Origin of the sequence: Pseudomonas syringae group sp. J248-6 (assembly GCF_032586995.1) — a bacterium.
Classification (GTDB): Bacteria; Pseudomonadota; Gammaproteobacteria; order Pseudomonadales; family Pseudomonadaceae; genus Aquipseudomonas; species Aquipseudomonas amygdali.
The window spans coordinates 452,833-479,094 of record NZ_JAWHOP010000002.1; the positions used below are offsets into that span (position 1 = coordinate 452,833).

Here is a 26,262-nt window from a genome sequence, read left to right on the forward strand (position 1 = left end):
GCGCCTACCAGATAAAATCCGCTCTGCTGGGCGGTAAAAAAAGGGTCAACCGAGAGGTTGACCCTTTTTTGTTGCGTCTGTTTCGCTCGAAGCCAGTGCCTGCTCTTATGCCAACGCAGAGCCTTGGCACAAGAGGGCAGGCAGCTTCATGGAATCAGTCGGTCACGGCGCAGCTTTTCAAATACCTCGAAAAACGCATCGTCACTTGCCTGGAACGCCGTGAAGCCCAGTTTGCGACTTTTCGACATATCCGTAACCACTTCGATCGGACGGCCCAGGTCGGCGTCGGTGTGCCATGGCGAAATCAGGCGATTGATATCACCTTCCTTGAGTTGATGCTCGCGGACAATATCGGTCCAGGCAGCCTGATCATCGGCCATCTGCGTTTCCAGCGGGGCTGGCTCGCTCGGAAAATCGGCTGGCTGCAGGTCGAAGTACTCGGCGATCTGCCCCCACATCCAGCTCCAGCGGAATACGTCGCCATTGGTGATGTTGAACGCCTGATTTGCCGCAGCAGGCGTCGTGGCGGCCCACAATTGCTGATGGGCCAACTGACGTGCATCGGTCATGTCGGTCAGGCTGTCCCACTGCACACGTGAGCCCGGGAACACGAAAGGTCGGCCGGTTGCCTTGCAGATCGAGGCATAGACGGCGAGGGTGGTCGCCATGTTCATGGCGTTGCCGACGGCGACACCTGTCACGGTGTGCGGGCGATGGACGCTCCAGGTAAAACCGTCTTTCTCGGCGGCAGCGAAGACTTCATCTTCTTGCGCGTAATAGAAGTTCTCGATATCCAGGCGCGCTTGCGTTTCCCTGAACGGAGTCTGTGGCAGCGTACCTTTGCCATAGGCTTCGAACGGGCCAAGGTAATGTTTGAGCCCGGTGACCAGCGCGACATGTTTCACGCTGCCAGCGGGGCGCACAGCGTCCAGCACATTGCGCACCATTGCAGCATTGACGCGAATGTTCTCTGCTTCAGTGGCCTGACGCGACCATGTGGTGATGAAAACGTGGGTGGGCTTCAAATCAGCCAGGGCCGCACTGACGGACTCCGGGTTCTGCAGGTCTGCAGCCACCGGAATTACGCCGGGCCGCGCTGAAGGGCTACGGGAGAGGGCGGCAACCTGCCAATCGTTTTCCAGTAACAACTGTGTGATTGCACTGCCGACAATGCCACTTGCGCCAACAACCAGGGCGGTCTGAGTCATAGGGGATCTCCTGAGACGGGGATGAAGGTAATGAACCGTCTGCTCTCTCAGAACAGCTTCAGGCCTGACCGTTCAACCCGATCTGGCCGATCACCCTTTGGCGTTGCGCCATATGCTCTCAGGCCCGCTGGGCATACGACTTGACGATGGTCTTGGTCGCACTGCTGGCCTTCAAGTCTGCGAGTTTCTTCGGAGCCAGCCATTTGCAGGCGGCAATCTCATTCTGCGGCGAAGGCTCGCTTGAGGCCGGGACCTGCGTAGTGAATACGTAGTGAGTAACCTGATCTTTCTCATAGACCTCGAGGTAGAGCAGATCAAGATTTTTCAGGCCTGTTTCCTCGCACAATTCACGCATGGCGGCCTGAGCAGGCGTTTCACCGGCCTCGATCTTGCCACCAGGCAATGCCCAGCGCGATTTTGGTTTGCGCACGTAGAGGACCTGGCCGTCGCGTTTGCAGATGACTGTCGCTCGTTGTTTCATGATTCGTTCACCTGTTAAAACGTCCGTTGACATGAGTATCTGCAAGGACTTCGTGAACTTGAGACCCAAAGGCAGTCAGTGATAGTCACTAAAATGTAATAAATAGTTCATTTTTCTGGCCGGGACAAGCTCATGCCAGCGTGAGCCAGGCGCAAGTGCCGGCTTCAAGCCGCTGCCGACACTTACAGTGAGTATGAGTATCAGTGGGTTATTGTCTGTAGTCAGTTCATGCCTTGCGACGTACGGCATGTCTGTGCGCGCAGCCGTCCTTGGCAGCGCTAGGCTCTTCAGGTGCATTCAGCCCGCATCATGCGGCGTTTGAGTCAGCAGGAATTTCCTGCTTGAGGCTGGCCATGTCGATGACAAAACGATATTTCACGTCGCCTTTGAGCATCCGCTCGTAAGCCTCGTTGATGTCCTGCATGGCGATCATTTCAATGTCTGAAACGATGCCGTGTTCAGCACAGAAATCCAGCATTTCCTGGGTTTCCTGAATGCCGCCGATCAACGACCCTGCCAGACTGCGGCGTTTGAAGATCAAATTGAAGACTGCCGGTGACGGGTGCGGTTCTGCCGGTGCGCCGACCAGCGTCATGGTGCCGTCACGCTTGAGAAGGGACAGAAATGCATCCAGATCATGCGGTGCTGCGACTGTATTGAGGATGAAGTCCAGGCTATTGGTCTGGGCTGCCATCTGTGCCGCATCTTTGGATACAACAACCTCGTCGGCACCCAGCCGCAAGCCATCTTCACGCTTGTCGGGCGATGTGGTGAACAGCACCACATGAGCGCCCATGGCGTGGGCGATCTTGACGCCCATGTGGCCGAGCCCTCCGAGCCCGACAATGCCCACTTTTTTGCCCGGGCCGACTTTCCAGTGGCGCAATGGCGAGTACGTGGTGATACCTGCGCACAACAGCGGCGCGACGGCGGCCAGATTGGCGTCGTGAGAGATGCGCAGGACGAACTTCTCCTTGACCACGATCTTGTCGGAGTAGCCGCCGAAGGTGTTCTCGCCGCCAAATACCGGGCCGTTGTAGGTGCCTGTGAAGCCGCTCTCGCAATATTGCTCGTCACCCTCTGCGCAGGGTGTACATTGCTGGCAACTGTCTACCATGCAGCCGACACCCGCGAGGTCGCCGACCTTGAAATGTTTGACGTCTGCACCGACTGCAGTTACCCGGCCAACGATTTCGTGGCCTGGAACCGAAGGATAGAGTGTGTTGTGCCACTCATTGCGTGCGGTATGCAGGTCCGAGTGACAAACGCCGCAGTAGAGAATGTCGATCTGAACGTCTTCGGCACCGGGTGAGCGGCGTTCGAACTGATACGGTTTGAGCACTTCCTGAGCAGACTGCGCTGCGTAACTGTAAGTCTTGACCATGACTGTCACCTGTTCAGTGGGGGAAGAATATGTAACGCCGCGAGCAAGCATAGCCGAGCCCTGCTCATTCACCTTGGCGGTCTCGCGACACACCTGAATCTGACCCGTATGGCAGCCGTGTAGTGCCCCACGTCACATGGATGTCATCTGACAGGCAAAGGGTCTGCCAAAAAGGTATGAACTTTGCAACAATGCAGCAGCACACTTGTTACCTTTGGTCATGGTTTTTACGGATGACCGTCGTCGGCTCATGCATCTGGTGTTTCCATGACAGTCTCACATCTGGCCACGGGTATATGCCCGAGCGTAGCGTTCAGTCCAGACACCACGTTGGCTGCCAACCATGACAGATTCGCCAGTCACGCGCCCATCGACGCACTTTTGAGCGCTGCACGGGAACAGATACCGGATATCGCCTGGGCAGCCTACGCTGCAGGCGAGCTGAAATGTCTGCTCGGGCAGGGCGACCCTGCAGTCGTCTGGCCTGCGCACATCGCTGCTGAAGACTTCGACACATACTGTGCTCAATTGCAGCTTCATTGCCGAGTCGCCGGGCAGGGCGAGGGCGTGTTGGGCTGGGTGCTGGCACCAATGGCTGAAAAAGACCATCCCGCGCTGGTGGATCTCGCTGCCAGACTGGGTTCACTGTTGCAGACCGCTGCGTTGATCCGGGCGCAGAACACCCAGCGGGTTCTCTATGAAATCAGCCTGCTGGCCAGCTCCACGCTGGATCGCGGGGCTTTTCTGCAGGGTATTCATGAGCAGTTGAGTGCGCTGATCGATGCCGAGAACTTCTACGTCGCGCTGTATGACCAGCAAAGCCGCAAGATCACTTATCCGTATTACATCGACCGTTTCGATGACGAAGCGATGGGCCACGAGACGTTCGAATTCATCGACGCCGATCGAATGTCGCTCACCGGGTATGTCTTGAGCACCGGGCAACCCTTGTTTCTCGAAGCAGCCTGTATCGAGCGGGCAAAAGCCGAAGGTCGTTTTTTCTGGGTGGGGCGTCTGCCGGAGTTCTGGATGGGCGCGCCCCTGAAAAACGCCTCGGACGAAGTATTCGGCATGGTAGCGATGCAGGTCTATGACGTGTCCCGCGTCTACAGTGCTCAGGATCGCGCGTTGTTTTCCGTGGTGTCGCGGCATGTGGCGATGGCCTTGGACCGGCTGCTGCGCCGTACCGACCTGGAGCAGATCGTGGCACTGCGCACGCAACAGCTTTCGGCAGCCAACGACGCCCTGCGCCAGGAAGTGCGCGACCGTGAACGCGCCGAGCATTTGCAGAGTGCCCTGTTCCAGATTGCCGAGCTGTCCAGCCAGCCCGGCGACATGAATGAGCTGTTTCGCAGCCTGCACATGATTGTCGGCGAGCTGCTGGTAGCGCTCAATTTCTACATCGCCCTTTACGACAGCGCCACGGGCGAAGTGACCTTTCCTTATTACATCGACGAATTCCAGCCCACGCCGCCACGTTCACGGCGTGGGCAGCGCGGCTTTACCGAGTATGTGATAGGCCAGCGGCGACCGTGCCTGATCGATTACGACGATGCCCGCCGGCTGGAAAGCCTGGGCGAAATCGAGGTGCAAAAAAATACCGGTCGTTCTTCTTCCTGGCTGGGCATTCCGTTGTTCGATGGCGAGCAAGTGCGCGGCGTTCTGGTGGTGCAAAGCTATTCGAAGGATGTCAGCTATACCTTGCGTGATCAGGAACTGCTGACCTTTGTCTCTCGCCACATCGACACGGCACTGTCCCGCCGCAGCGCGGCAGAAGCGATCCACACCGCCAATGTGCTCCTCGAAGCCCGGGTTCGCGACCGGACCCGGGAACTGGATCAGGCCAACGCCAGGTTGCAGCATGAAAACTCCCACGACTCGTTGACCGGGTTGCCCAACCGCAGTCACTTGCAACATCGCCTGAAACAGGCGTGGCAGGACTTTTGCCTGAACGGCCAGCAGCTGATTGTCATGTTCATCGATCTGGATCGTTTCAAGATGATCAATGACAGCCTTGGCCACCACTGCGGCGATATCCTCCTGGTGCAGGCCGCCGAGCGGCTGCGCAGTTGCATGCGTGAAGGGGATCTGCTGGCCAGGCTTGGAGGTGACGAATTTGCGGTGCTAAGCATCGATGCACCGTTACAGGCCGGTACGGATATAGCCCAGCGGATCCTGACCGCGTTCGAGCAACCGTTCGTGATTGACGATCACAGCGTCTTTTCTTCCTGCAGTATTGGCGTGGTGGGTGCCGACAGCCGCTTTCATCAGGAGCCGGCAGACCTCTTGCGTGATGCCGACACCGCCATGTACCGGGTCAAGAATGGTGGGCGTGACAGCTTCGCCGTGTTCAATCAGGCTCTACGTCGGGAGGTTTCGGATCAGGTCGAACAAGAGGGTGCGTTGCGCACGGCCCTGAAGCGTAGCGATCAACTGATCCCCTATTTTCAGCCGGTCATCTGTGTCAGGACCGGAGAGTTGCTGGCGTTTGAAGCCCTGATCCGCTGGCGCATGCCGGATGGACGGATCGTCGGGCCGGAAAGCTTTTTGCCCGCGCTGGAGGGGTTGCGCCTGATTGGTCGTCTGGATATCTACATGCTCAAATGTGTAGTGAACATCCTGGCGCAACCCGAGAACGGCCGCTGGCCGCCAGTGCATGTGAACTGCTCCAGCTACAGCATCACCCGTCCGGCATTCGCTGCAGAAGTGCTGGCGATGCTTGCTGAACAGAATGTTGCGCCCTGGCGTCTGTGTCTGGAGCTTACAGAGGGGGCTCTGGTGGCCGACCCCGAGCAGGCACGCCTGTCAATGAAGCAACTGGCCGAGCAGGGCATGTCGGTCATGCTGGACGATTTTGGCGCGGGGTTTTCTTCGCTCAGCTATGTGCATCAATACCATTTCAGCGGCTTGAAAATCGACAAGTCGTTTATCTTCGGACTGGCCTCCAGCGTACGCAGCCGGGCCATCGTGCGGGCCATCGTACGCATGGCCGAATCCCTTGATCTGAACGTCGTCGCCGAAGGTGTCGAAGATCTGGAAACACTCGAGCTGCTGCGCGAGATCGGCGCGACCCAGGCGCAGGGTTACTACTTCTCTGAACCGTTGCCGATCGAGCTGTTGAACGTCAATACCGGTCGTGCGGCAGGCTGAAAGCGGCCTGTGTCGGTGAATGTTTGCCGCAAACGGCAGAACGTATGGGTTTTTTTGACAGTGCTGATCCTGAGATTCTGAATTTAAGGTTTAAAAATCAGTAGCTTATGAATTTATTGCGCACTTGGCACTGGACTTGCTGTTGAACCTGCGCAACAGGTTCCTCAGGAGGTGAAAGATGATTATTGGCACGAGTGCGCTTGAGCAGCTTGTTTCCCGGGCTGTGGTTGGGCGCAAAACCGTAGATGAGGTGTCTCAGGACGCATTCAGCTCGGTTGCCGCCGCTGGCCTGACATCAGGTTCGGCACCGGTTACCACGCCGGTCAGCAATTCAACATCGCAAGACAGCAAGCAGGACAACAGCGGTTACAACGAATCCTTCGCGCGGATGATGATCAACCTCAAGTCTGCCGGTGATTCGTCACTGTCGGAAAAGACGGCTGATCGCGACAACGGTGTCATCGGTTCAGTGGCCAGCGCCACCAGCACCACTGACACTGCATCGACGGGTTCGGTAGAACAGAAGTTCATGGACTCTCTGAAGCAGACAGCCGAAGAGAAAGTGCGCGAGAAGCTGACGGGCGTCACCCAGAAAGACTACGACGCCATGGCACCTCAGGACCAACTGGCCATCGACCAGAAAGTCCAGGACGCGCTCAAGGACAAGCAGAACAACGTTGCGGATGACATCAACACCCGCATCAGAGGTATCAAGGCCGGGATGGTGGCTTGACCAGGCAGTGGGTTCAGTTGCTTGTTCGGCGACTGTAATGGCTCTTTCGTGAGCAAGCTCACTCCCACAAATGGAATGCTTTCCAAATGGGAGTGAATCCTGAAACTTCTCCCGCTTGGAACAGGTTCGGAATGTGGGAGTGAGCTTGCTCACGAAGACTTTATTTCATGCGTTACATGTTGCGGATGTACCGCTGTTTTTGTTTCTCGTCGAAAACTGAATCACCCCAACTGATGCCGATACGGCAGATCCGGCCCGACCTTTGTGCAGGTCAGCGCGGCTGCGCCGACGGCAAAATTCAGCATCTCGTCCAGTGTTTCCCGTGACAGCGTCGACAAGCCTTCTGGCGTATCGAGCTGACGCTCGCTGAGGAAGGTCAGCAGCGCCGCCTGAAAAGTATCCCCGGCCCCGACGGTATCGGCGGTGACCACCGTTTTTGCCGGCACTGACCAAGTACCATGCTGCCGGGTAAAGACGCTGGCACCTTGCGTGCCGCGGGTGACGATGACCAGTTGCGTACGCTTGCCGAGCCAGCCTTCGGCGATTTTTTGTGGATCGCTGTCCGGGTACAACAGGTGCAGGTCTTCGTCACTGACCTTGATCAGGTGCGCATGTTCGGCGAACGCTGCGACCTGGCTGCGCCAGCGCTGAATGTCCGGTGCCGGGTTGAGGCGCACGTTGGGGTCCAGTGAAATCAGGCGCGTCGCACTTTCGCGGGCGACCAGCGCCAGCAGTGTGTCGGCAATCGGCTGCACCACCAGCGAAAACGAGCCGACGTGAATGCCGCGTACCTGCGCATCGAGTTCCGGCAGATGTTCAAGGCGCAACTGCCGGTCCGCGCAGCCGTCGCCGCGAAAGCTGTAAGTCGGCGAGCCATCGCTGCCCACGGCGACCATGGCCAGTGTCGTGGGCGCGTCGAAGTCGATCAGGTGATCGGTATTGACCGTTTCCTTTTCCAGCACGGCACGCAGCCGACGGCCCAGGTAATCGGTGGACAGCCCGGCAAGAAAGCTGGCTTCCACACCCAGACGGCGCAGTCCGATCGCAACGTTGAACGGCGAGCCGCCAGCAATCGCATCGAACCCCAATCTGTTCAGGGAACCGCTGTCATCAGCGCGGGTGAAAATATCGAACAGTGCTTCGCCACAAACCAGAAACATAAGTGCTCCATGAAAAAACGGTTCAAACCTTGCGCAGTTGCGCCTGATAACGCTGATAGACCTGCTGATAGGCGGCCACATTATGCACCACGGGGTGCGTCTCACTGCTTTGATCAAGGCTCACACAGCGTTCGCACAGTTGTTGCAGGTCCTCAGCCTTGCCGTGGGCATGCGACCAGCACCATGCGGCCTGAATGGCCGCGCCCAGCGCGGCGGCTTCTGCGTGGTCGGTGCAGATCACCGGAGTGTCCATGATGTCAGCCACGATCTGCCGCCATACTGCACTTTTGGAACCGCCGCCAATCAGGCGGATTTTCTCGCTTTTGATGCCGCTGTCGCGCAGCAGGTCCAATCCGTAGCGAAGGCCGAAGGTGGTGCCTTCGACCACGGCGCGGGACAGGTTGGCCTGGGTCAGATTGGTGCTGTCCAGGCCGACGATGCTGCCGGTAGCATCGGGCAGGGCGGGCACGCGTTCGCCGTTCAGAAAAGGCAATATCAGCACGCCTTCGGCCCCTATTGGCGCTTGGGCGACGGCCTGGTTGAACCCGACGATATCCAGAGCGAACAATTCACGAATAGCCGTGGTCGCATTGGTCAGGTTCATGGTGCAGATCAATGGCAACCAGCCACCGGAGGATGAGCAGAAGGTAGCGACCGACTCATGCTCGCTGACCCGCGCCTCATCGGCGTAGGCATAGACAGTGCCTGACGAGCCCAGGCTCATGGTGATCAGACCGGGCTGGATATTGCCCGTGCCAATGGCGCCCATCATGTTGTCGCCGCCACCACTGGACACCAGTGCGGCGGGGTTCAGGTCCAGCAAACGGGCGATTTCAGGACGCAGCACGCCAACCGCTTCGTGTGCTTGCACCAATTGCGGCAGCGCCTTGCCCAGACGGCCGCTCGGGTCGATGTGCGCGAGCAGCGGCAGGTCCCATTCACGGGTGCGCACATTGAAATAACCGGTGCCCGATGCATCTCCGAATTCAGTGCAGCAGCGGCCGGTCAGCCAATAGTTGAGGTAGTCGTGGGGCAGCAGCACCTTGTCTATGCGCTCAAACAGCTGCGGGTACTGCTCCTTGGTCCACAGCAGTTTGGACACGGTATAGCCCGGCGCAATGACCAGGCCAAGGCGTTGCAGAGAACCCTGCGCGCCGCCCAGGTAATCCAGCAAGCGCTGGTTTTCCGGGGCCGATTCAGTGTCGCACCACAGTTTGGCCGGGCGCAGCACCTCACCTTGAGCATCGAGTAGCACCAGACCATGTTGCTGGCCCGATACGCCGATGCCGAGAATCTGCTGTCCCGACACACCCGATTGCGCCAAAGCATCGCGGGTGGCCTGTTGCAGCGCGTTCAGCCATTGCCCGACGTCCTGCTCGCGGCGGCCGTTATGGTCGCTGATCAGGCCATGCGAGGCCGAACCCTCGCCCAGTACAGTACCGCGTTCGGTATCGAGCACCAGCACCTTGGTGCCTTGGGTGCCGCAGTCAATTCCAAGAAACATGGGCGCACCTCAAAGGCGGTTGGCCAGAAGTTTTTCCAGCGTGCCGCTGACGCCCAGCGTGCGCAGGTCATTGAGGTTCTGCTCGAACGCTGCGACGAACTCGGCTGATTTCGGAATGGCAACGCCAAATATTTCCTCAACCTGCAACAGCCGCTGGGTAATCAGCGCGTCGTCGGCCACCAGTGCCTGACAGAAATCGGCGCGTGGGTCGGGAATTTTGTAGGTCGTGCCGTTCTCGTCGACACCCTTCAGATACAGCGCCCACGCGGCGACCACCAGCGAGGCGCGTTCGAAATTACCCTGATCGACGATCAGACGATTGATCGTCGGAATAGTGAACTTGGGAAATTTGGACGAACCGTCCGAACAGACCCGTTCCAGCTGATCAGCGATTGCCTGGTTGGAAAAGCGCTCGATCAGTGTGTCTTTATAGCCTTCCAGGTCGATGCCCGGCACCGACGCCAGCTGCGGCGTGACGTCCAGGTCCATGTAAGCGCGGATGTAGCGTACGAACAGCGGGTCATTCATGGTTTCGTGGACAAAGCGATAACCCTTGAGGAAGCCCAGATAGGTCAGGGCAAGGTGGCTGCCGTTGAGCAGCTTGATCTTCATTTCCTCGTAGGGTGTTACATCATCGGTGAACTGCACGCCGACCTTTTCCCAGGCTGGGCGACCGTTGACGAACTTGTCTTCCAGCACCCATTGCACGAACGGTTCGCAGACCACCGGCCAGGCGTCGTCGATGTGCTTCTCGTCCGCCAGCTTCAGTCGGTGAGCAGCGCTGGTCATGGGGGTGATGCGGTCGACCATCGCGTTGGGAAAGCTGACGTTGTGTTTGATCCAGTCATGCAGATCGGCATCGCGCAAGGTGGCAAACGCCAGCAACGCCTTGCGAGTGACTGCGCCATTGTGCGGCAGGTTATCGCAGGACATCAGGGTAAAGGCTGGCGTACCTTCGGCGCGGCGGCGCGCCAGTGCGGCGCAGAGGAAGCCGAATACCGTCCTGGGCTGATCCGGGTGTGCCAGGTCGTGCTGGATCTGTGGCAGATGCGCCATGAACTGGCCATTGCTGTCGTCGATGCAATAGCCGCCTTCGGTGATGGTCAGCGAGACGATGCGGATGTCCGGGCTGGCCAGCTTGTCGATCAACGCCTGCGGGCTGTCACCGGCCAGCAGCATGCCGCTGATCGAGGCAATCACGCGGGTTTCGGTATCTGGCGTGTCGCCCAGTTCGTAGAGCGTGTACAGATAGTCCTGCTGCGCCAGTGCGTCACGTACGGCTTTGTCTTCAGGGCGCAGACCGACGCCGCAGATGCTCCATTCAAAGCCTTCGCCGCTGTTCATCAGTGCATCGGTGTAAAACGCCTGATGCGCCCGATGGAAGCCGCCAACGCCGATATGGGCAATGCCCTGACGGGTGCTTTCGACGGTGTAGGCGGGCAGGGCAATGTCGGCGTCCAGTCGGGACAGATTGTTTTTGCTCAGTTTCATGAAGGGCTCTCCGGAACTCAGGCGGCGACAGTCTGCAAGGCTTTGGCAATCACCAGACCTTGAGCGTCGAACAGGTGGCATTGGGCACTGTCCAGGTGCAGGTTCAGCGTCTCGCCGTACTGGCTGGCCAGGTCGCCACGAATACGCATGGTCAGCGCCTCGCCCGAGCGGGTACGCACATGGCAATAGGTATCGCTGCCGAGGCGTTCGCTGACATCGGCGATAACCTGCAACTGGCAATCGCTGTTCTGGGCAAGATTCAGGTGTTCCGGGCGAATGCCCAGCGTCACGGGTGCTCCGACACTCAACCCTGCGCCGTTGACCGGCAGGCTGATGCGGGTTCCGGCGTCCAGTTCGACTTCACAGCTGGCGTTGTCCACTCGACTGATCTTGCCCTTGAGGAAGCCCATTTTTGGCGTGCCGAGAAAGCCTGCGACAAACAGATTGGCAGGGTGGTGATAAAGCTCCAGCGGCGAGCCGACCTGCTCGACCTTGCCGCCGTTGAGCACCACCACCTTGTCGGCCAGCGTCATGGCCTCAACCTGATCGTGGGTCACATAGATCATCGTGGCCTGCAGCTCTTTGTGCAGGCGCGACAGCTCCAGGCGGGTTTGCACGCGCAACGCGGCGTCGAGGTTGGACAGTGGTTCGTCGAAGAGAAAAATCTTCGGATTGCGCACGATGGCCCGACCAATCGCAACACGTTGGCGCTGACCGCCGGACAACTGCTTGGGCTTGCGTTCCAGCAACGGGCCGAGCTCCAGAATACGCGCGGCTTCATCGACCTTCTTCTTGATCTCGGCCTTGTCGCCACCCGCCAGGTCCAGCGCGAATGACAGGTTCTTGCCTACCGTCATATGCGGGTAAAGCGCGTAGGTCTGGAACACCATCGCCAGATCGCGCTTGGCCGGCGTGACCTGGGTAATGTCGCGGCCATCGAGTTCGATGGTCCCCGAGGTGACTTCCTCCAGCCCGGCGATGAGTCGCAGCAGGGTGGATTTGCCGCAGCCCGAAGGCCCGACGAAGACCACGAACTCGCGGTCATTCACGTCCAGATCGATACCCTTGATGATTTGATGACCATCAAAGCCTTTTTGCAGGTTGCGGATGCTCAGGTTAGCCATGTTGGATTCCTTCTTGTTCTTGGGGTCGGGCTATTTGACAGCGCCGAACGACAGGCCGCGAACCAGTTGTTTCTGACTGATCCAGCCGAAAATCAGGATGGGCGCACACGCCAGGGTCGAGACCGCCGACAGCTTGGCCCAGAACAGCCCTTCGGGACTGGAGTAGGAGGCGATCAGTGCCGTCAACGGTGCTGCTGCGGACGAGGTCAGGTTCAGTGACCAGAACGCTTCGTTCCAGCACAGGATCAGCGATAGCAGTGCTGTGGAAGCCAGCCCGCCCTTGCAGATCGGCATCAGCACGCGAAAGATCTCCTGGCGGGTGCTGGCACCGTCCAGCCGTGAGGCCTCGAGGATCTCGCCAGGAATATCCTTGAAATAGGTGTAGATCATCCAGACCACGATCGGCAGGTTGATCAGCGTGTAGATGATGATCAGCGCCAGCCGCGAATCCAGCAGGCCAAAGGTCTTGGCCAGCAGGTAGATCGGCATCAGCACGCCCACTGGCGGCAGCATCTTGGTCGAGAGCATCCAAAGCAGGGTGCTTTTGGTGCGTTTGGTTTCGAAGAACGCCATGGAATACGCCGCAGGAATGGCGATCAGCATGGCCAGGGCGGTGGCGCTGAAGGAAATCAGCACCGAGTTCCAGGCAAAGTGAAAGTAATCGCTGCGTTCCTGGATGTGCAGGTAGTTTTCCAGCGTCGGGGTAAAGAACAATTGCGGCGGCGTCGCAAATGCGTCGATCTCGGTCTTGAAGCTGGTCAGCACCATCCAGAAGATCGGAAAAAACACCAGCGCAGCGATCAGCCAGGACAGGCTCCCGAGCAGCAGGCTTTGCAGGCGGCGTGATTGTTTGAGGGTCATCATGGCAAGGTCCTCATGACTTGTCGGTGAGGTTTTTGCCGATCATCCGGATCAGGATGATCGCCGCGATGTTGGCGATTACTACCGCGATCAGTCCGCCCGCCGAGGCCATGCCGACGTCGAACTGCAGCAGCGCCTGTATGTAGATCAGATATGCCAGGTTGGTCGAGGCAAAGCCGGGTCCGCCATTGGTGGTGGTGAAGATTTCAGCGAACACCGAGAGCAGGAAGATCGTCTCGATCATGACCACCACGGCAATCGGACGTGCCAGGTGCGGCAGGGTCAGGTGCCAGAAGATCGCAATCGGGCCGGCTCCATCCAGACGTGCCGCCTCTTTCTGTTCCTGGTCCAGCGACTGCATGGCGGTCATCAGGATCAGAATCGCGAACGGCAGCCACTGCCAGGACACGATGATGATGATCGACAGCATCGGGTAATGGGCAAACCAGTCGATGGGCTGCGCGTCGAAGAACTTCCACACTGCCGCGAGTACGCCGGACACCGGATGGAAAATCAGGTTTTTCCAGATCAGCGCGCTGACCGTGGGCATGATGAAGAAGGGCGAGATCAGCAGTACGCGAACGATGCCACGGCCGAAAAACTCACTGGCCTCGAGCAGCGCCGAGATCAGCACGCCGAGGATCACACTGATGGCCAGCACGCTGCCGACCAGCAGCAAGGTGTTACCGGCACCGGGCAGAAAGCCGCTGTCGGTGACGAAATACTGGAAGTTCTCCAGCCCGACGAATTCGTTTTCGCCGGGGGAGAGCAGGTTGTAGCGGATCAGCGAGAAATAAATGGTCATGCCCAGTGGCACGATCATCCACACCAGCAGAAGTGCCACTGAAGGACTGACCAGAAACCAGCCCGGCTTGAATCGACGGCTTTTGAGCGGTTGCTGCTCGCCGGACAGGTCCGTGCGTTCAGGGGAGGCTGAGGTATTCATGGGGAGCTCCGAACCGGATTGCACCAGAGTTGTTGCGCAGGTTAGCGGCAGGGTGAAAGCGTTCGCCTTCACCCTGGTACAGGACGGTTACTCTTTCTTCTCTTTCGGGTAACCCGCTCGTTTCATGTCACGCGCAGTCGCTGTTTGCGCATTCTGCAAGGCTTGATCCACAGTGGACTGGCCTATGAGCGCTGCGGAGAACTGCTGACCGACGCTGGTGCCGATGGCCTGGAACTCAGGAATGGTGACCAGTTGAATACCTACGTAAGGCACTGGTTTGAGCGCTGGCGATTTGGGATTGGCCTTCTTCAGCGACTCCAGCGTGATGTTGGCGAAAGGTGCGGCTTTCTTGTATTCATCGGTGTAGGTCGAGGCACGGGTGCCTGGCGGCACGTTGGACACACCGTCGGTATCGGCAACCAGTTTGGCGTACTCTTTCGAGGTGGCCCACTGGGTGAACTCGGCAGCGTCCTTGGTGTTCTTGGCGCTGGTCGGGATCGCCAGCGACCACGAGTACAGCCACGACGAGCCCTTGTCGGTCACCTCATGCGGGGCGTAGGTGAAGCCGACGCTGTCGGCCACTTTGCTCTGCTTCTTGTCGGTCACGAACGAACCGGCAACGCTGGCGTCGACCCAGATGGCGCACTTGCCGCTGTTGAACAGCGCAAGGTTCTCGTTGAAACCGTTGCTGGAGGCGCCCGGCGGCCCGGACTGCTTCATGGTGTTGACGTAGAAGTTCAGCGCATTCTTCCACTCTGGCTGATCGAACTGTGGCGTCCACTTCTCATCGAACCAGCGTCCGCCAAAGGCGTTGGCCAGCGTGGTGATCAGCGCCATGTTTTCGCCCCAGCCAGCCTTGCCACGCAAGCAGATACCGTACTGTTCCTTGGACTTGTCGGTCAGTTTGCCAGCGAATTCGGCAATCTGTGTCCAGGTAGGGCGCTCGGGCATGGTCAGGCCAGCGGCCTTGAACAGGTCGGTGCGGTAGTAAGTGATCGATGCTTCAGCATAGAACGGCAGGGCGAACAGTTTGCCATCCACCGACAGGCCGTCACGTACCGAGGGGAATACATCGTCCAGTTCATAACTGGCAGGCAGGTCTTTCATTTCCTGCAGCCAGCCTTTCTCGCCCCAGAGTGAGGCTTCGTACATGCCGATGGTCAACACGTCGAACTGACCGCCTTTGGTGGCGATGTCGGTGGTCAGGCGCTGACGCAGGACGTTCTCTTCAAGCACAACCCAGTTGAGTTTGATGTCAGGGTGTTTTTCTTCGAAAGTCTTGGAGAGGCGCTGCATGCGAATCATGTCGCTGTTGTTGACCGTGGCGATGGTCACGGTCCCGGCCGTGGCGCTGCCACTGAACACGAAACAGGTGCTGAGGACGGAGCTGGCGAGCAGAAGTTTTGCTGAGTTCTTCATTGATCACTCCTCTTCCACGCCCAGTGAGCAGTAGAAGGATGGTTATTGTTTTTTTTCTCTTCCGGAGGTGAGGAAGATGTGGATTGATTACACCGGCGTTTGGCCTGAAAGACAAATCCTGCGCCGCACTCTGACTGATACTTTTTTGCACTGACGCACGAAAGGCCGATAGAGCCGAATCGCCCATAGGCTGGCTTCGCCGCAACTGCAGCGTAGACGATAGGCGCAAGGGCAGGGTGAATCAGTACAGGTTTTGTTCGGTCAGGCGCTGCATGGCCAGGCGGCGATAATGCGAGGGCGTCATGCCCTTGAGTTGCTGGAAGCGCCGATTGAAGTTGGAAATATTGTTGAAGCCGGATTCAAAGCACACATCAGTGACCGGTTTGTCGCCATCAGCCAGCAATTCGCACGACTTGCTGATGCGCAGTCGATTGACGAACTCCACAAAGCATCGGCCTGTAGCCTGCTTGAACACTCTGGAAAAATAGGTTGGCTTCATGCCCAGATACTCGGCAACTTCCTCCAGCGGCAGCTCCCGGCCATAGTGGGCAAAGATGTAATCCACCGCCCGGTTGGTGCGATCGACGCTGTGCTCGTCCGCGGTATGGGCGACCGCAGTGCCGGAGAGCAACTGATAATCGTCGCTGGCGGCCAGCAACTCGAGAAGAATGAAGAAATGCCCCAGGCGGGTGATGCCACGTGAGTCGGCAATCTTCTGCATCTGCTTCATGGCCTGACGAATCGTGCGCTTGCAGCGAAATTCGATGCCGTAGCGGGCGCGTTCCAGCAGCGGGGTGAGGGTTTTTAGTTCGGCAAACACCTGATTGCCACTTTCCAGCAGTTCATCGGTGAAGTTGACCAGCATGTCGCGCTTGGCCACAACTTCACCCTCGTCGATCTGGCTGATCCAGTTATGCGGCAGGTTGGGGCCGGTCAGAAACAGGCTGGCAGGGTTGAAATTGCCGATGTAATCGCCGACAAATACCTTGCCGGAGCTGGCAACAATCAAATGCAGCTCATATTCCTTGTGAAAGTGCCAACGCACCAGCGGACAGGGGAAACCGTGCTCGCGATAAATGATCGACAGCCCGTTGTGGTCGTCCATCAGTTCGTAGGAAGGGTCGGCGATTCTTGTTGTTTTACTCATGGCTATGTCGTGTTCAGCAGTTGCCAGAACGATAATGTGCCTGATTTTCAGCTTCAATGCCCGGTCGCTGACAAAAATCACCTACGATCACGCGTCTCACATGATTTGCCACAGTGGAGTGGTTATCCGATGAAACAGATCCTGCTGATCGGCATGGGGGCCGGTGATCCCGAGCAGATCACCTTGCAGGCCATTGCTGCGCTGAACCGTGCCGATGTGATCTTCATCCTCGACAAGGGCTATGTCGACGATGAGTTGCTGCGCCTGCGCAAAGAGCTTTGCCAGCGCCATATCACTCATCAGAGCTACCGTCTGGTACAGGTTCAGGACCCACGGCGCGAAGGCGACCCTGACGTCTACGAGCGGGGTATCGAGAGTTGGCACGAACAGCGCGCTGCATTGTTCGAACGGCTGTTGACCGATGAGCTTGGCGCAGATCAGGTCGGCGCGTTTCTGGTCTGGGGCGATCCGTCACTGTATGACAGCACCATGCGCATCCTTGATCGCGTATTGGCGCGCGGCAGGGAATCATTCGAGTATCAGGTAATTCCCGGCATCACCAGTGTTCAGAGCCTGGTGGCGCAACACCGGATACCGCTCAATCGCATTGGTGAGTCGATTCATATCACCACAGGGCGACGCCTGGCGACGGCTGCGCTTGAGCAGCACAGCAATGTCGTGGTGATGCTGGACGCACAGTGCACATTCGAGCGTTACCTCGGGCAGGGGCTGGATATCTATTGGGGTGCTTATCTGGGCACCGCGGACGAGATACTGGTGTCTGGCAGGCTCGATGACGTGTGCGAGCAGATCAAGCTATTGCGCGCCGAAGCGCGCGACCGCAGGGGGTGGATCATGGATACCTATCTGCTGCGCAAACCAGCTTAGACCGTATCTTCAGCCTTGTTACGGTTCTTGGCTTCGATCCACTGCGCCATGTATTTGGTGCTCTTGTGGTGATGGTGGCGCAGCATGGCGCCGGTGAAGTTCGCCAGACGATGCTCTGCCAGTCCGTTGCGAAGGGTCTGAATACGCTCGATCAGGCTCGTGCAGTGTTGCCGATGCTGGTAACGCGCCTGCAGCAACGCCAGCCCGGCGCTCTGCGCCTCTAGCCAGCGGGGCTGGTCTTTATAGAGTCTGACCGCCGCATCAGCGATGTCTTTCGGGTTATCGGCAATGACGCCAGGCCACGGCAGCCCGCCGCCCATGGCTTCTGCGCCAATCGCAGTGGTGATTGACGGAGTGCCGCAGAGCATGGCATCCATCAGTTTGCCCTTGATGCCGGCACCGAAACGCAACGGCGCAAGACAAATACGTGCAGATGACATGACCTGCAGCGCGTCTTCGGCCCAGTGCTTCACATGAAACCCTTGAGCGCCATTGTGCAGCGCCGTCGCCTTGGGTGGCGTGTAGGCACCGTAGATATGCAGCTGCGCTTCAGGCAATTGCTGGCGGATAAGCGGCCAGATCGCGGTTTTCATCCATAACACCGCATCCCAGTTGGGGGCGTGACGGAAATTGCCGATGCTGAGGAAGTGCGCGCGCTCTGCAAAAGGCCGAAAGCTGTCGGGAACGCCGTCAATCATCAGCGGACACCAGTGCAGCAGCGAGGCGGGCAGCCCAAAGGAACCGGTCAGCAATGCTATTTCAACGTCAGATGTCATCAGGTTCAGGTCGCAGCGATACAACGATGCGACCTCGCGCTGCGCCAGCTCGCTGGAAGCTATCTGCTTGAAAAGCCGAGGCGTTGAGGCGTCACAAATATCGCCCCGTTCAGCCGCCGAATCACTGTTCAGCGAATCCTTCAGGATCTGATAGCGTGCATGGCGCAGGCTCTGGAAATCCGACGTTTCCAGAATGCGCAGAGCGTCGGGGCATTGCTGCTCGACGCGCCAGCCAAACTGCTCTTCAATCATGAACTGATCAAAAACAACGACATCGGGCTGCAATTCGCTGACAAACAGGTCAAAACTGCTGTCGTTGAGCGCGATGCGTACTTCCTTGACGCCCAGGCTGACCAGATCGGCCCGATGCTCACCTTCAGTGGCAGGGCTGGCGAAGGTAATCTGCCAGTCCTGCTCTAGGAAACATTGAATCAGTTGCATCATGTGCCCGCTGGCTGCCGAAGAGCGTGGCTCTGGCCATACGTAGCCGATGATCAGTACGCGTGTACTGGCGTGCGTGTCGGTGTGACTGACAACAGTTTTGATATCAGTCAAGGATGCTTTTTACCTTGTCACGCAACTGGTCGATGGAAAAAGGCTTGCCGATCGAGTGCATGCCTGGCGGCACCTCAATGTTTTCGGAGTAACCGCTGGCGAACAGTACCGGCAATTGAGGCCGCAGTTCGATGACCTTTTTGGCCAGTGCGGTGCCCTTCATGTCGGGCAACCCCTGATCAGTCATCAACAGGTCGATGTGCCTGGCGTCGTCAGCAACAAAAGTCAGGGCTGAAGTGGCGTCCTCGGCTTCCAGTACCTTGTATTCCAGCTCTTCGAGCACATCGACAATCAGCATGCGCACAATGGCGTCGTCTTCGACCACGAGAATGGTGCGGGCTGTGTCCGGCATTGTTGACTCCTTAAACCTGAAAAATGGTGATCGCGCAGACAGCATGGAATGCCATGCATCCTTTCCCGGCAGCTCAGAGTAACCGAGCGGCGGCCTGCCCACTGTTAATACAGTCCTTGTATCAGTAAATAAAAACCGGGTGGAAGTTCAATCAACGTTCAAATACTGCGAATTGTGAGGGTGATTGACGGCTTTACGTCATGAACGCGATATGTGGGTGAGCTTATCGCCGATTTATGTGTGAAATTTCAATCCTCTATGTCAGAAATAAGAGTGTTTTTCGTGGCTTTGCGGCAAACTCTACGGTTTTGATCCACTCGTCAGGGATATTTCATGAATCGGACGTCTGTTGTCGATGAGCAACGCTTTCGAAAACTGCTGGGGCGTAACGTCGGCTTGCCATTGGGTGTGGGGGTACTGAGCGCCGTTTTCTTCATTTTGCTGATCAGTTATCTGCTCACGGCCATACAGTGGGTCGAGCACACTGACCGGGTGATCAATAACACCAACCGCTCGATGAAACTGTCGATAGACATGGAAACCGGCATGCGCGGTTTTCTGCTAACCGGTGATCAGCATTTTCTTGACCCCTATGAAATCGCCAAACCCTTGCTGGTTGCCGAGCTGGAAGGGCTCAAGGGTCTGGTCGAAGACAACCCGACGCAACAGGACCGCTTCAGGCGTCTGTCCACGATGCAACAGGAGTGGAATGCGTTTGCTCAGGAGATGATCAATCTACGGCGCAACAACGGCGACTATCAAACCGCCGTGCTGGCCGGACGCGGCAAACGAATTACTGATCAGATCCGCACCGAGTACGATCAGGCTGTCGAAATGGAGCAGCAACTTCGCTTGACCCGCAACGCAGAGGTCACGCGCAGTACCATTCTTTCCGTCAGCCTGTATCTGATATTCGTGGTCATTGTCAGCGCTATCCTGGCGTATATCGGGCGACGGGATTTGCTCTCGCTTTCGGCCACCTACAGTGAAAACCTCAGGCTGCAGGAAATCAATGCCGAGCGTCTGCAGAAAGTCGCCTGGCTGCGCAACGGTCAGAGCGAACTGGCCGAACAGGTACTCGGGCAGTTGACACTCAATATGTTGGGTCGAAACATCCTTCAGTTTCTGACTCAGTATCTGGGCGCGTCGGTGGCGGCGGTCTACATTCGCCAGGATCACGGCGGCTTGACGCGTGCTGCTTCCTACGGTTTCTCTCGCGAACAGGAGCAGCAGGATCAGACCATTCACAGTGATGAAGGCATTGTCGGGCAGGCCGCACAACAGGACCGGATCATCACGCTGGATGAACTGCCCGAAAACTACTTCAAAGTGGCTTCCGGTCTGGGTGAAGGCTCGCCGCGCAGCATAGTAGTGGTGCCGACCAGCAATGACGATCAGGTCAACGGGGTGATCGAACTGGGCTTTTTGCGCCCGCTCACCGAGCAGGATGTAGAGTTTCTTGAACTGATTGCGGACAACATCGGCACCTCGATCGAAGCGGCCCGTTATCGCCAGCGTCTTCAAGAGGTGCTGGCCGAGACCCAGCAACTCAACGAAGAATTGCAGGTACAGCAGGAAGAATTACGCACGGCCAACGAAGAGCTGGAAGAGCAGTCGCGTATTCTCAAGGAGTCTCAGGCACATCTGGAAACTCAGCAGGCCGAGCTGGAACAGACCAACGAGCAACTGGCCGATCAAAGTCAGGCACTGGCCGATCAGCGTGATGCGCTGGACCGCAACAACGAAGAGCTGAGCATCGCTCAGGCCGAGTTGCAGGCGCGAGCGGACGAGCTGCAGCGTGCCAGCAAATACAAGTCCGAGTTCCTTGCCAACATGTCCCATGAGCTGCGTACGCCGCTCAATAGTTCGTTGATCCTGGCCAAACTGCTGGCCGAAAACCCGGGCGAAAACCTGACCGCCGAACAGGTCAAGTTTGCCGAGTCGATCTATTCGGCGGGTAATGATCTGTTGAACCTGATCAACGACATTCTGGATATTTCCAAAGTTGAAGCTGGCAAGCTCGAAATGCGCCCGGAAAACAGCAGCGTATCTCGCCTTGTCGAAGGCCTGCGCAGCATGTTCCAGCCGCTGGCCGCCGAGAAGAAGCTGGCGTTCACGGTCGACATCCAGGCAGGCGCGCCGACCATGCTGTTCACGGATCGCCAGCGTCTCGAGCAGATCCTCAAGAACCTGCTGTCCAATGCAATCAAATTCACCGAGGCGGGCGCTGTCAGCATGGTCGTTTCGCGCCAGCCGGGCGCAGGCATCGTGTTTATCGTGCGCGACTCGGGCATCGGCATCGCCGAGGAGCATCAGCAGGGTATTTTCGAGGCATTCCGTCAGGCAGATGGCACCACCAACCGGCGTTATGGCGGTACCGGGCTGGGGTTGTCGATTTCCCGTGATCTGGCGGCATTGCTGGGTGGGTCCATCAGTGTCACCAGCGCGCCAGGGCAGGGCAGTATTTTCAGTCTGGTGTTGCCGGAAAGCTATGTCGAGCAAGGCTCTCAGGAGCCAGGCAGTGAGTCTGCGGTTGTACTCGCGCCTCCCGCGCCACCGTTGCCGGTTCCTGCCGCGCCGGTCATCCAGCAGTCGGCCCCGCTGCCGGTGGAAACACCTGTGGCTGTGTTCGCCGATGATCGTGACAAGGCACCGTTCCAGCGGCGCTGCATTCTGGTCATCGAAGATGAAGTGCGCTTCGCTCAGATCCTCTTCGATCTGGCCCATGAACTGGGTTACGACTGTCTGGTCGCGCATGCCGCGGATGAGGGCTTCAACCTGGCATCACGTTACACGCCGGACGCGATCCTGCTGGACATGCGCCTGCCGGATCACTCGGGCCTGACCGTACTGCAGCGTCTCAAGGAGCTGGCACCTACCCGACACATCCCGGTGCATGTGATTTCCGTCGAGGATCGCCAGGAAGCTGCGCTGCACATGGGGGCCATTGGCTACGCCGTCAAGCCGACCACTCGCGAAGAACTCAAGGATGTGTTCGCCAAGCTGGAAGCCAAGCTGACCCAGAAGGTCAAGCGCATCCTGCTGGTCGAAGACGATGCGCTGCAACGTGACAGCATTGCACGCCTGATCGGCGACGATGATATTGAAATCACTGCGGTAGGTTTTGCCCAAGAGGCACTGGACCTGCTGCGCGATAATGTCTACGACTGCATGATCATCGACTTGAAACTGCCGGACATGCTCGGCAATGAATTGCTCAAACGCATGTCCACGGAAGACATCTGCGCCTTTCCGCCGGTGATTGTCTATACCGGGCGCAACATGACCCGTGATGAAGAAGCCGAGCTGATGAAATATTCGCGCTCTATCATCATCAAGGGCGCACGCTCGCCTGAGCGCCTGCTGGACGAGGTCACGCTGTTCCTGCACAAGGTCGAGTCGCAACTCTCCAACGAGCGGCAAAAGATGCTCAAGACCGCGCGCAGCCGTGACAAGGTCTTTGAAGCGCGCAAGATCCTCGTGGTCGATGACGACGTTCGTAACATCTTCGCCCTGACCAGCGCTCTGGAGCACAAGGGTGCAGTGGTGGAAATTGCCCGCAATGGTCTTGAAGCGATTGCAAAGCTCAATGAGGTCGACGACATCGACCTGGTCCTGATGGACGTGATGATGCCTGAAATGGACGGTTACGAAGCGACCATCGAGATCCGCAAAGACCCGCGCTGGCGCAAGCTGCCGATCATCGCCGTTACTGCCAAGGCCATGAAAGATGATCAGGAGCGTTGTCTGCAGGCAGGTTCCAACGATTACCTGGCCAAGCCCATCGACCTGGATCGACTGTTCTCACTGATTCGCGTCTGGCTGCCAAAGATGGAGCGCATTTGAATGAGGGCTCAATGTTTGCGCTTTCCGGAGCGCAAAAACGGATGGCATCATGCACCTTGATCGAAGCATCGAGATCGAGCTGCGCCTGCTGATAGAGGCGATCTACCTCCAGTACAGCTACGATTTTCGCGACTATTCCGGTGCGTCAATCAAGCGCCGCGTGATCCATGCGTTGCGCCAGTTCGATTGCGCGACCATCTCGGCCCTGCAGGAGCGTGTGCTTCACGACCCGGCAGTGTTCATGCAGCTGTTGCAGATTCTCACCATACCGGTGAGTGAGATGTTCCGTGACCCTTCGCACTTTCTGGCGATCCGCAACGAGGTCGTGCCGGTGCTGCGCACTTACCCGTCGATCAAGGTGTGGATTGCCGGTTGCAGTACGGGTGAGGAGGTTTATTCCACGGCGATTCTATTGCGCGAAGAGGGGCTGCTGGAGCGGACCATCATTTATGCGACCGACATCAATCCCAGCTCTTTGGAAAAGGCCAAGCAGGGCATCTTTTCCATGGATAACCTGCGCACCTATACCGAGAACTACCGTAACTCGGGAGGGCAGCGCAATTTCGCCGATTACTACACGTCTGCCTACGATTACGCGATCTTCGACAAGACACTGTGCGAGAACGTCACTTTTGCCGATCACAGTCTGGCCACAGATAGTGTATTCTCCGAAACGCAATTTATTTCCTGTCGTAACGTGCTGATTTACTTCAACAAAAAGCTTCAGGATCGAGCTTTCGGGTTATTTCATGATTCGCTGTGTCATCGCGGCTTTCTGGCGCTGGGCAGTAAGGAAACCCTGGATTTCTCTGCCTACGGCGGGGCGTTCGAGACGCTGGTGAAACCCGAGCGGATCTACCGGAAATTATGAGAACCGCCTTTGACGATGACCTGTCCTGCGGCCCGTTGCCCGTGGTCGATGCTATTGTCGTAGGCGCGTCAGCGGGTGGTGTAGAGGCCCTGCTGAAAATATTCAGAAACCTGCGGCCAGGTTTCAGTCTGCCTATATTGATGGTGTTGCATTTGCCGGATGACCGGCGCAGCCAGTTGGCCCATGTATTTCAGAATCGCTTGGCTATCCCGGTCAAGGAAGCCGATGACAAGGAAGATATCGTGCCGGGCACTTTGTACGTTGCGCCAGCGGGTTACCACGTCTCGGTGGAGTCTGACTTTTCACTGTCATTGAGTCAGGAAGACAGGGTGTTTTACTCAAGGCCCAGTATCGACATTCTGTTCGGTTCGGCCGCGGATGCCTACGGCCCGCGACTGGCTGGCGTATTGTTGACCGGCGCCAATAATGACGGCGCACAAGGTTTGCTGCAGATCAAGAAATATGGTGGTTTCACGGTGATTCAAGACCCCTCGCAGGCCCAGGCGTCGACCATGCCCGAGGCGGGCCTGGCGTTACACTCGCCGGATTACCTTCTTTCCCTGAACGATATTGGCCGCTTGCTGGTCGAGTTGGAACGAACCGCATGTTAAGTGAAATTCAGGCAAAACTGCTTATCGTTGATGATTTGCCGGAAAACCTGCTGGCCCTCGAGGCGCTGATCAAGCGCGGTGATCGACTCGTCTACAAGGCGCTCTCGGCGGACGAAGCATTGTCTCTGCTGTTGCAGCATGAATTCGCGCTGGCCATCCTCGACGTCCAGATGCCTGGGATGAACGGGTTCGAGCTGGCCGAGATGATGCGCAGCACCGAGAAAACCAAGAGCATACCGATCGTTTTCGTCAGTGCTGCCGGTCGCGAGCTCAATTATGCCTTCAAGGGCTATGAAAGCGGTGCCGTGGACTTCCTGCACAAGCCGCTGGATATCCATGCGGTAAAGAGCAAGGTCAATGTTTTCGTTGATCTGTATCGGCAGCGCAAGGCCATGAAACTGCAGGTCGAAGAGCTGGAGCGCAGTCGTCAGGAGCAGGAAGCCTTGCTCAAGCGTCTGCAGTCGACCCAGGGCGAACTGGAGCACGCGATCCGTATGCGTGATGACTTCATGTCCATAGTTTCCCACGAGGTGCGTACGCCGCTCAACGGTCTGATTCTGGAGACCCAGCTGCGCAAGCTGCACCTGGCCAAGGACAACGCGTCGGCGTTCACCATGGAAAAGCTGCGGGCAATGGTCGACCGCGACGAGCGGCAGATTCAGAGCCTTATCCGCCTGATCGAAGACATGCTCGATGTCTCCAGAATTCGCACCGGCAAGTTGTCGATCAGGCCGAGCCCGTTTGACTTGAGCGAACTGGTCAGTCAGTTGCTGGAAAGTTTTGCCGCACAGATCGCCGCCGCCGATTCGACGATCACCCGGTTTGCCGACGAGCCGGTGATCGGTGTCTGGGACGAGTTCCGTATCGAGCAAGTGGTTGCCAATCTGTTGACCAATGCACTGCGCTACGGTGCGCGCAAACCGATTGAAGTGCATGTGTACAGCAGGGAGAGTGAGGCCTTCATTGAGGTTCGGGATCAGGGCATCGGCATCACGGCTGAAAACCAGAAGCGCATCTTTCAGCAATTCGAGCGGGTTTCGAGTAGCCATGCTGTTGCCGGGCTTGGCCTGGGGCTGTTCATTTCCGATCAGATCGTCATGGCTCACGGCGGTCGTATCGAGGTAGAGAGCGAAGAGGGCAAGGGTTCGGTCTTTCGTATCTGCCTGCCTTTATAGATGACAGCTGCTGTCGATACAGGTGAAAGCCGCTGGCGATGTAGATGATAGCCACTGGCAATCAAGTTTAATCACACATCGGCGCAACCTCCCATGCATGCCGTGGTCGTAATGGCAGCTATTTATAAGATCAAAGGCAGTTCAATGAGCGCTGATGCAGAAAACGTCGTATTAATCGTCGAAGACGAACCCCTGATCCTGATGCTTCTGGCCGATTATCTGTCTGGAGAGGGTTATCGTGTCCTGAAAGCCGAGAATGGCGAGCAGGCTTTCGAGATTCTGGCGACCAAACCCCACCTTGACCTGATGATCACCGATTATCGGCTGCCGGGTGGTATCTCGGGTGTACAGATTGCCGAGCCTGCGGTGATGCTTCGACCGGAGTTGAAAGTGATCTTCATCAGCGGCTATCCGGCGGAAATACTCGATTCGGGCAGCCCGATTGCGCTGAAGGCACCCATTCTCGCCAAACCGTTCACCATGGAAACGCTGCATTCGCGTATTCAGGAACTGCTGGCCTGAAGACGCGCTTTAACCGTCGAGTGAGCAGGCCGTCTTACAGGTCGGAGTCATGCACAGC

At 57.6% G+C, this 26,262-nt stretch carries 21 protein-coding genes; 8 read left to right on the forward strand and 13 right to left on the reverse strand.

Features of this window, described 5'->3' with window-relative positions; all coding sequences use genetic code 11:
• Positions 1–146: 146 nt before the first annotated feature.
• From RYC17_RS04155 to RYC17_RS04165, 3 genes are all read right to left on the reverse strand, one after another.
• On the reverse strand, positions 147–1,208 hold the full coding sequence (locus RYC17_RS04155; protein WP_005757221.1) for an SDR family oxidoreductase: 1,062 nt from the start codon (positions 1,206–1,208) through the stop codon (positions 147–149).
• A gap of 118 nt (positions 1,209–1,326) precedes the next feature.
• On the reverse strand, positions 1,327–1,689 hold the full coding sequence (locus RYC17_RS04160; RefSeq protein WP_005743561.1) for an NUDIX hydrolase: 363 nt from the start codon (positions 1,687–1,689) through the stop codon (positions 1,327–1,329).
• A gap of 307 nt (positions 1,690–1,996) precedes the next feature.
• Positions 1,997–3,073 (reverse strand): NAD(P)-dependent alcohol dehydrogenase, encoded by a 1,077-nt coding sequence (locus RYC17_RS04165; protein WP_316902556.1) that lies wholly within the window; start codon positions 3,071–3,073, stop codon positions 1,997–1,999.
• 267 nt (positions 3,074–3,340) lie between these two features.
• Between RYC17_RS04165 and RYC17_RS04170 the strand changes: the two genes are divergently transcribed.
• Together RYC17_RS04170 and RYC17_RS04175 are read left to right on the forward strand one after the other, a co-directional pair.
• Entirely contained in the window at positions 3,341–6,223 is a 2,883-nt protein-coding gene (locus RYC17_RS04170; protein WP_316902557.1) for an EAL domain-containing protein, read from the forward strand.
• Positions 6,224–6,401: 178 nt separating this feature from the next.
• Positions 6,402–6,956 (forward strand): hypothetical protein, encoded by a 555-nt coding sequence (locus RYC17_RS04175; protein ID WP_044343996.1) that lies wholly within the window; start codon positions 6,402–6,404, stop codon positions 6,954–6,956.
• Positions 6,957–7,177: 221 nt separating this feature from the next.
• On the opposite strand, the gene RYC17_RS04180 is transcribed toward RYC17_RS04175, so the two are convergent.
• The 8 genes from RYC17_RS04180 to RYC17_RS04215 form a co-directional block, all read right to left on the reverse strand.
• The gene (locus RYC17_RS04180) at positions 7,178–8,116 is read right to left on the reverse strand and encodes a carbohydrate kinase (protein ID WP_316902558.1); all 939 of its coding nucleotides are present in this window, start codon (positions 8,114–8,116) and stop codon (positions 7,178–7,180) included.
• Positions 8,117–8,138: 22 nt separating this feature from the next.
• Entirely contained in the window at positions 8,139–9,620 is a 1,482-nt protein-coding gene (gene xylB, locus RYC17_RS04185) for a xylulokinase (protein WP_058407473.1), read from the reverse strand.
• 9 nt (positions 9,621–9,629) lie between these two features.
• Positions 9,630–11,111, reverse strand: a complete 1,482-nt coding sequence (locus RYC17_RS04190) for a mannitol dehydrogenase family protein (protein ID WP_316902559.1) — start codon at positions 11,109–11,111, stop codon at positions 9,630–9,632.
• Between the two features lie 17 nt (positions 11,112–11,128).
• Positions 11,129–12,235 carry an ABC transporter ATP-binding protein gene (locus RYC17_RS04195; RefSeq protein WP_219171544.1) on the reverse strand — a complete coding sequence of 369 codons (1,107 nt, stop codon included), beginning with the start codon at positions 12,233–12,235 and terminating at the stop codon, positions 11,129–11,131.
• Between the two features lie 30 nt (positions 12,236–12,265).
• The gene (locus tag RYC17_RS04200) at positions 12,266–13,099 is read right to left on the reverse strand and encodes a carbohydrate ABC transporter permease (protein WP_002553633.1); all 834 of its coding nucleotides are present in this window, start codon (positions 13,097–13,099) and stop codon (positions 12,266–12,268) included.
• Between the two features lie 10 nt (positions 13,100–13,109).
• Positions 13,110–14,042: a sugar ABC transporter permease gene (locus tag RYC17_RS04205; RefSeq protein WP_316902560.1), complete on the reverse strand. Its 933-nt coding sequence runs from the start codon at positions 14,040–14,042 to the stop codon at positions 13,110–13,112.
• 87 nt (positions 14,043–14,129) lie between these two features.
• A complete protein-coding gene (locus tag RYC17_RS04210) occupies positions 14,130–15,461 on the reverse strand; it encodes an ABC transporter substrate-binding protein (protein WP_122281345.1) in 1,332 nt (443 codons plus the stop codon).
• Between the two features lie 241 nt (positions 15,462–15,702).
• Positions 15,703–16,608, reverse strand: coding sequence for an AraC family transcriptional regulator (locus RYC17_RS04215; RefSeq protein ID WP_058401567.1), 906 nt, complete (start codon positions 16,606–16,608; stop codon positions 15,703–15,705).
• Between the two features lie 129 nt (positions 16,609–16,737).
• Between RYC17_RS04215 and cobF the strand changes: the two genes are divergently transcribed.
• A complete protein-coding gene (gene cobF, locus RYC17_RS04220; protein ID WP_058401461.1) occupies positions 16,738–17,496 on the forward strand; it encodes a precorrin-6A synthase (deacetylating) in 759 nt (252 codons plus the stop codon).
• Here the strand turns inward: cobF and RYC17_RS04225 are convergent.
• The gene (locus RYC17_RS04225) at positions 17,493–18,827 is read right to left on the reverse strand and encodes a glycosyltransferase family 4 protein (RefSeq protein ID WP_316902561.1); all 1,335 of its coding nucleotides are present in this window, start codon (positions 18,825–18,827) and stop codon (positions 17,493–17,495) included. The two genes, cobF and RYC17_RS04225, sit on opposite strands and share 4 nt — an antisense overlap.
• Complete coding sequence (locus tag RYC17_RS04230; protein WP_058401463.1) at positions 18,820–19,179, reverse strand: response regulator; 360 nt, start codon at positions 19,177–19,179, stop codon at positions 18,820–18,822. The genes RYC17_RS04225 and RYC17_RS04230 overlap by 8 nt, the downstream gene beginning before the upstream one ends.
• A gap of 333 nt (positions 19,180–19,512) precedes the next feature.
• Here RYC17_RS04230 and RYC17_RS04235 point away from each other — a divergent pair, with 333 nt between their 5' ends.
• The 5 genes from RYC17_RS04235 (at position 19,513) to RYC17_RS04255 (ending at position 26,204) form a co-directional block, all read left to right on the forward strand.
• The gene (locus tag RYC17_RS04235) at positions 19,513–23,025 is read left to right on the forward strand and encodes a response regulator (RefSeq protein WP_058401464.1); all 3,513 of its coding nucleotides are present in this window, start codon (positions 19,513–19,515) and stop codon (positions 23,023–23,025) included.
• Between the two features lie 49 nt (positions 23,026–23,074).
• Positions 23,075–23,896, forward strand: a complete 822-nt coding sequence (locus RYC17_RS04240; protein ID WP_058401465.1) for a CheR family methyltransferase — start codon at positions 23,075–23,077, stop codon at positions 23,894–23,896.
• Positions 23,893–24,507 (forward strand): chemotaxis protein CheB, encoded by a 615-nt coding sequence (locus RYC17_RS04245; RefSeq protein ID WP_058407468.1) that lies wholly within the window; start codon positions 23,893–23,895, stop codon positions 24,505–24,507. Before RYC17_RS04240 ends, RYC17_RS04245 begins: the two co-directional genes overlap by 4 nt.
• Positions 24,501–25,682: a hybrid sensor histidine kinase/response regulator gene (locus RYC17_RS04250; RefSeq protein WP_058401466.1), complete on the forward strand. Its 1,182-nt coding sequence runs from the start codon at positions 24,501–24,503 to the stop codon at positions 25,680–25,682. The genes RYC17_RS04245 and RYC17_RS04250 overlap by 7 nt, the downstream gene beginning before the upstream one ends.
• Before the next feature lie 144 nt (positions 25,683–25,826).
• Positions 25,827–26,204 (forward strand): response regulator, encoded by a 378-nt coding sequence (locus RYC17_RS04255; RefSeq protein ID WP_054986020.1) that lies wholly within the window; start codon positions 25,827–25,829, stop codon positions 26,202–26,204.
• Positions 26,205–26,262: the final 58 nt, after the last annotated feature.

Coding starts and splice junctions, on each gene's coding strand:
- RYC17_RS04155 (WP_005757221.1), bottom strand. CDS start 1,208: ATGACTCAGACCGCCCTGGTTGTTGGCGCAAGTGGCATTGTCGGCAGT.
- RYC17_RS04160 (WP_005743561.1), bottom strand. CDS start 1,689: ATGAAACAACGAGCGACAGTCATCTGCAAACGCGACGGCCAGGTCCTC.
- RYC17_RS04165 (WP_316902556.1), bottom strand. CDS start 3,073: ATGGTCAAGACTTACAGTTACGCAGCGCAGTCTGCTCAGGAAGTGCTC.
- RYC17_RS04170 (WP_316902557.1), top strand. CDS start 3,341: ATGACAGTCTCACATCTGGCCACGGGTATATGCCCGAGCGTAGCGTTC.
- RYC17_RS04175 (WP_044343996.1), top strand. CDS start 6,402: ATGATTATTGGCACGAGTGCGCTTGAGCAGCTTGTTTCCCGGGCTGTG.
- RYC17_RS04180 (WP_316902558.1), bottom strand. CDS start 8,116: ATGTTTCTGGTTTGTGGCGAAGCACTGTTCGATATTTTCACCCGCGCT.
- xylB (WP_058407473.1), bottom strand. CDS start 9,620: ATGTTTCTTGGAATTGACTGCGGCACCCAAGGCACCAAGGTGCTGGTG.
- RYC17_RS04190 (WP_316902559.1), bottom strand. CDS start 11,111: ATGAAACTGAGCAAAAACAATCTGTCCCGACTGGACGCCGACATTGCC.
- RYC17_RS04195 (WP_219171544.1), bottom strand. CDS start 12,235: ATGGCTAACCTGAGCATCCGCAACCTGCAAAAAGGCTTTGATGGTCAT.
- RYC17_RS04200 (WP_002553633.1), bottom strand. CDS start 13,099: ATGATGACCCTCAAACAATCACGCCGCCTGCAAAGCCTGCTGCTCGGG.
- RYC17_RS04205 (WP_316902560.1), bottom strand. CDS start 14,042: ATGAATACCTCAGCCTCCCCTGAACGCACGGACCTGTCCGGCGAGCAG.
- RYC17_RS04210 (WP_122281345.1), bottom strand. CDS start 15,461: ATGAAGAACTCAGCAAAACTTCTGCTCGCCAGCTCCGTCCTCAGCACC.
- RYC17_RS04215 (WP_058401567.1), bottom strand. CDS start 16,608: ATGAGTAAAACAACAAGAATCGCCGACCCTTCCTACGAACTGATGGAC.
- cobF (WP_058401461.1), top strand. CDS start 16,738: ATGAAACAGATCCTGCTGATCGGCATGGGGGCCGGTGATCCCGAGCAG.
- RYC17_RS04230 (WP_058401463.1), bottom strand. CDS start 19,179: ATGCCGGACACAGCCCGCACCATTCTCGTGGTCGAAGACGACGCCATT.
- RYC17_RS04235 (WP_058401464.1), top strand. CDS start 19,513: ATGAATCGGACGTCTGTTGTCGATGAGCAACGCTTTCGAAAACTGCTG.
- RYC17_RS04240 (WP_058401465.1), top strand. CDS start 23,075: ATGCACCTTGATCGAAGCATCGAGATCGAGCTGCGCCTGCTGATAGAG.
- RYC17_RS04245 (WP_058407468.1), top strand. CDS start 23,893: ATGAGAACCGCCTTTGACGATGACCTGTCCTGCGGCCCGTTGCCCGTG.
- RYC17_RS04250 (WP_058401466.1), top strand. CDS start 24,501: ATGTTAAGTGAAATTCAGGCAAAACTGCTTATCGTTGATGATTTGCCG.
- RYC17_RS04255 (WP_054986020.1), top strand. CDS start 25,827: ATGAGCGCTGATGCAGAAAACGTCGTATTAATCGTCGAAGACGAACCC.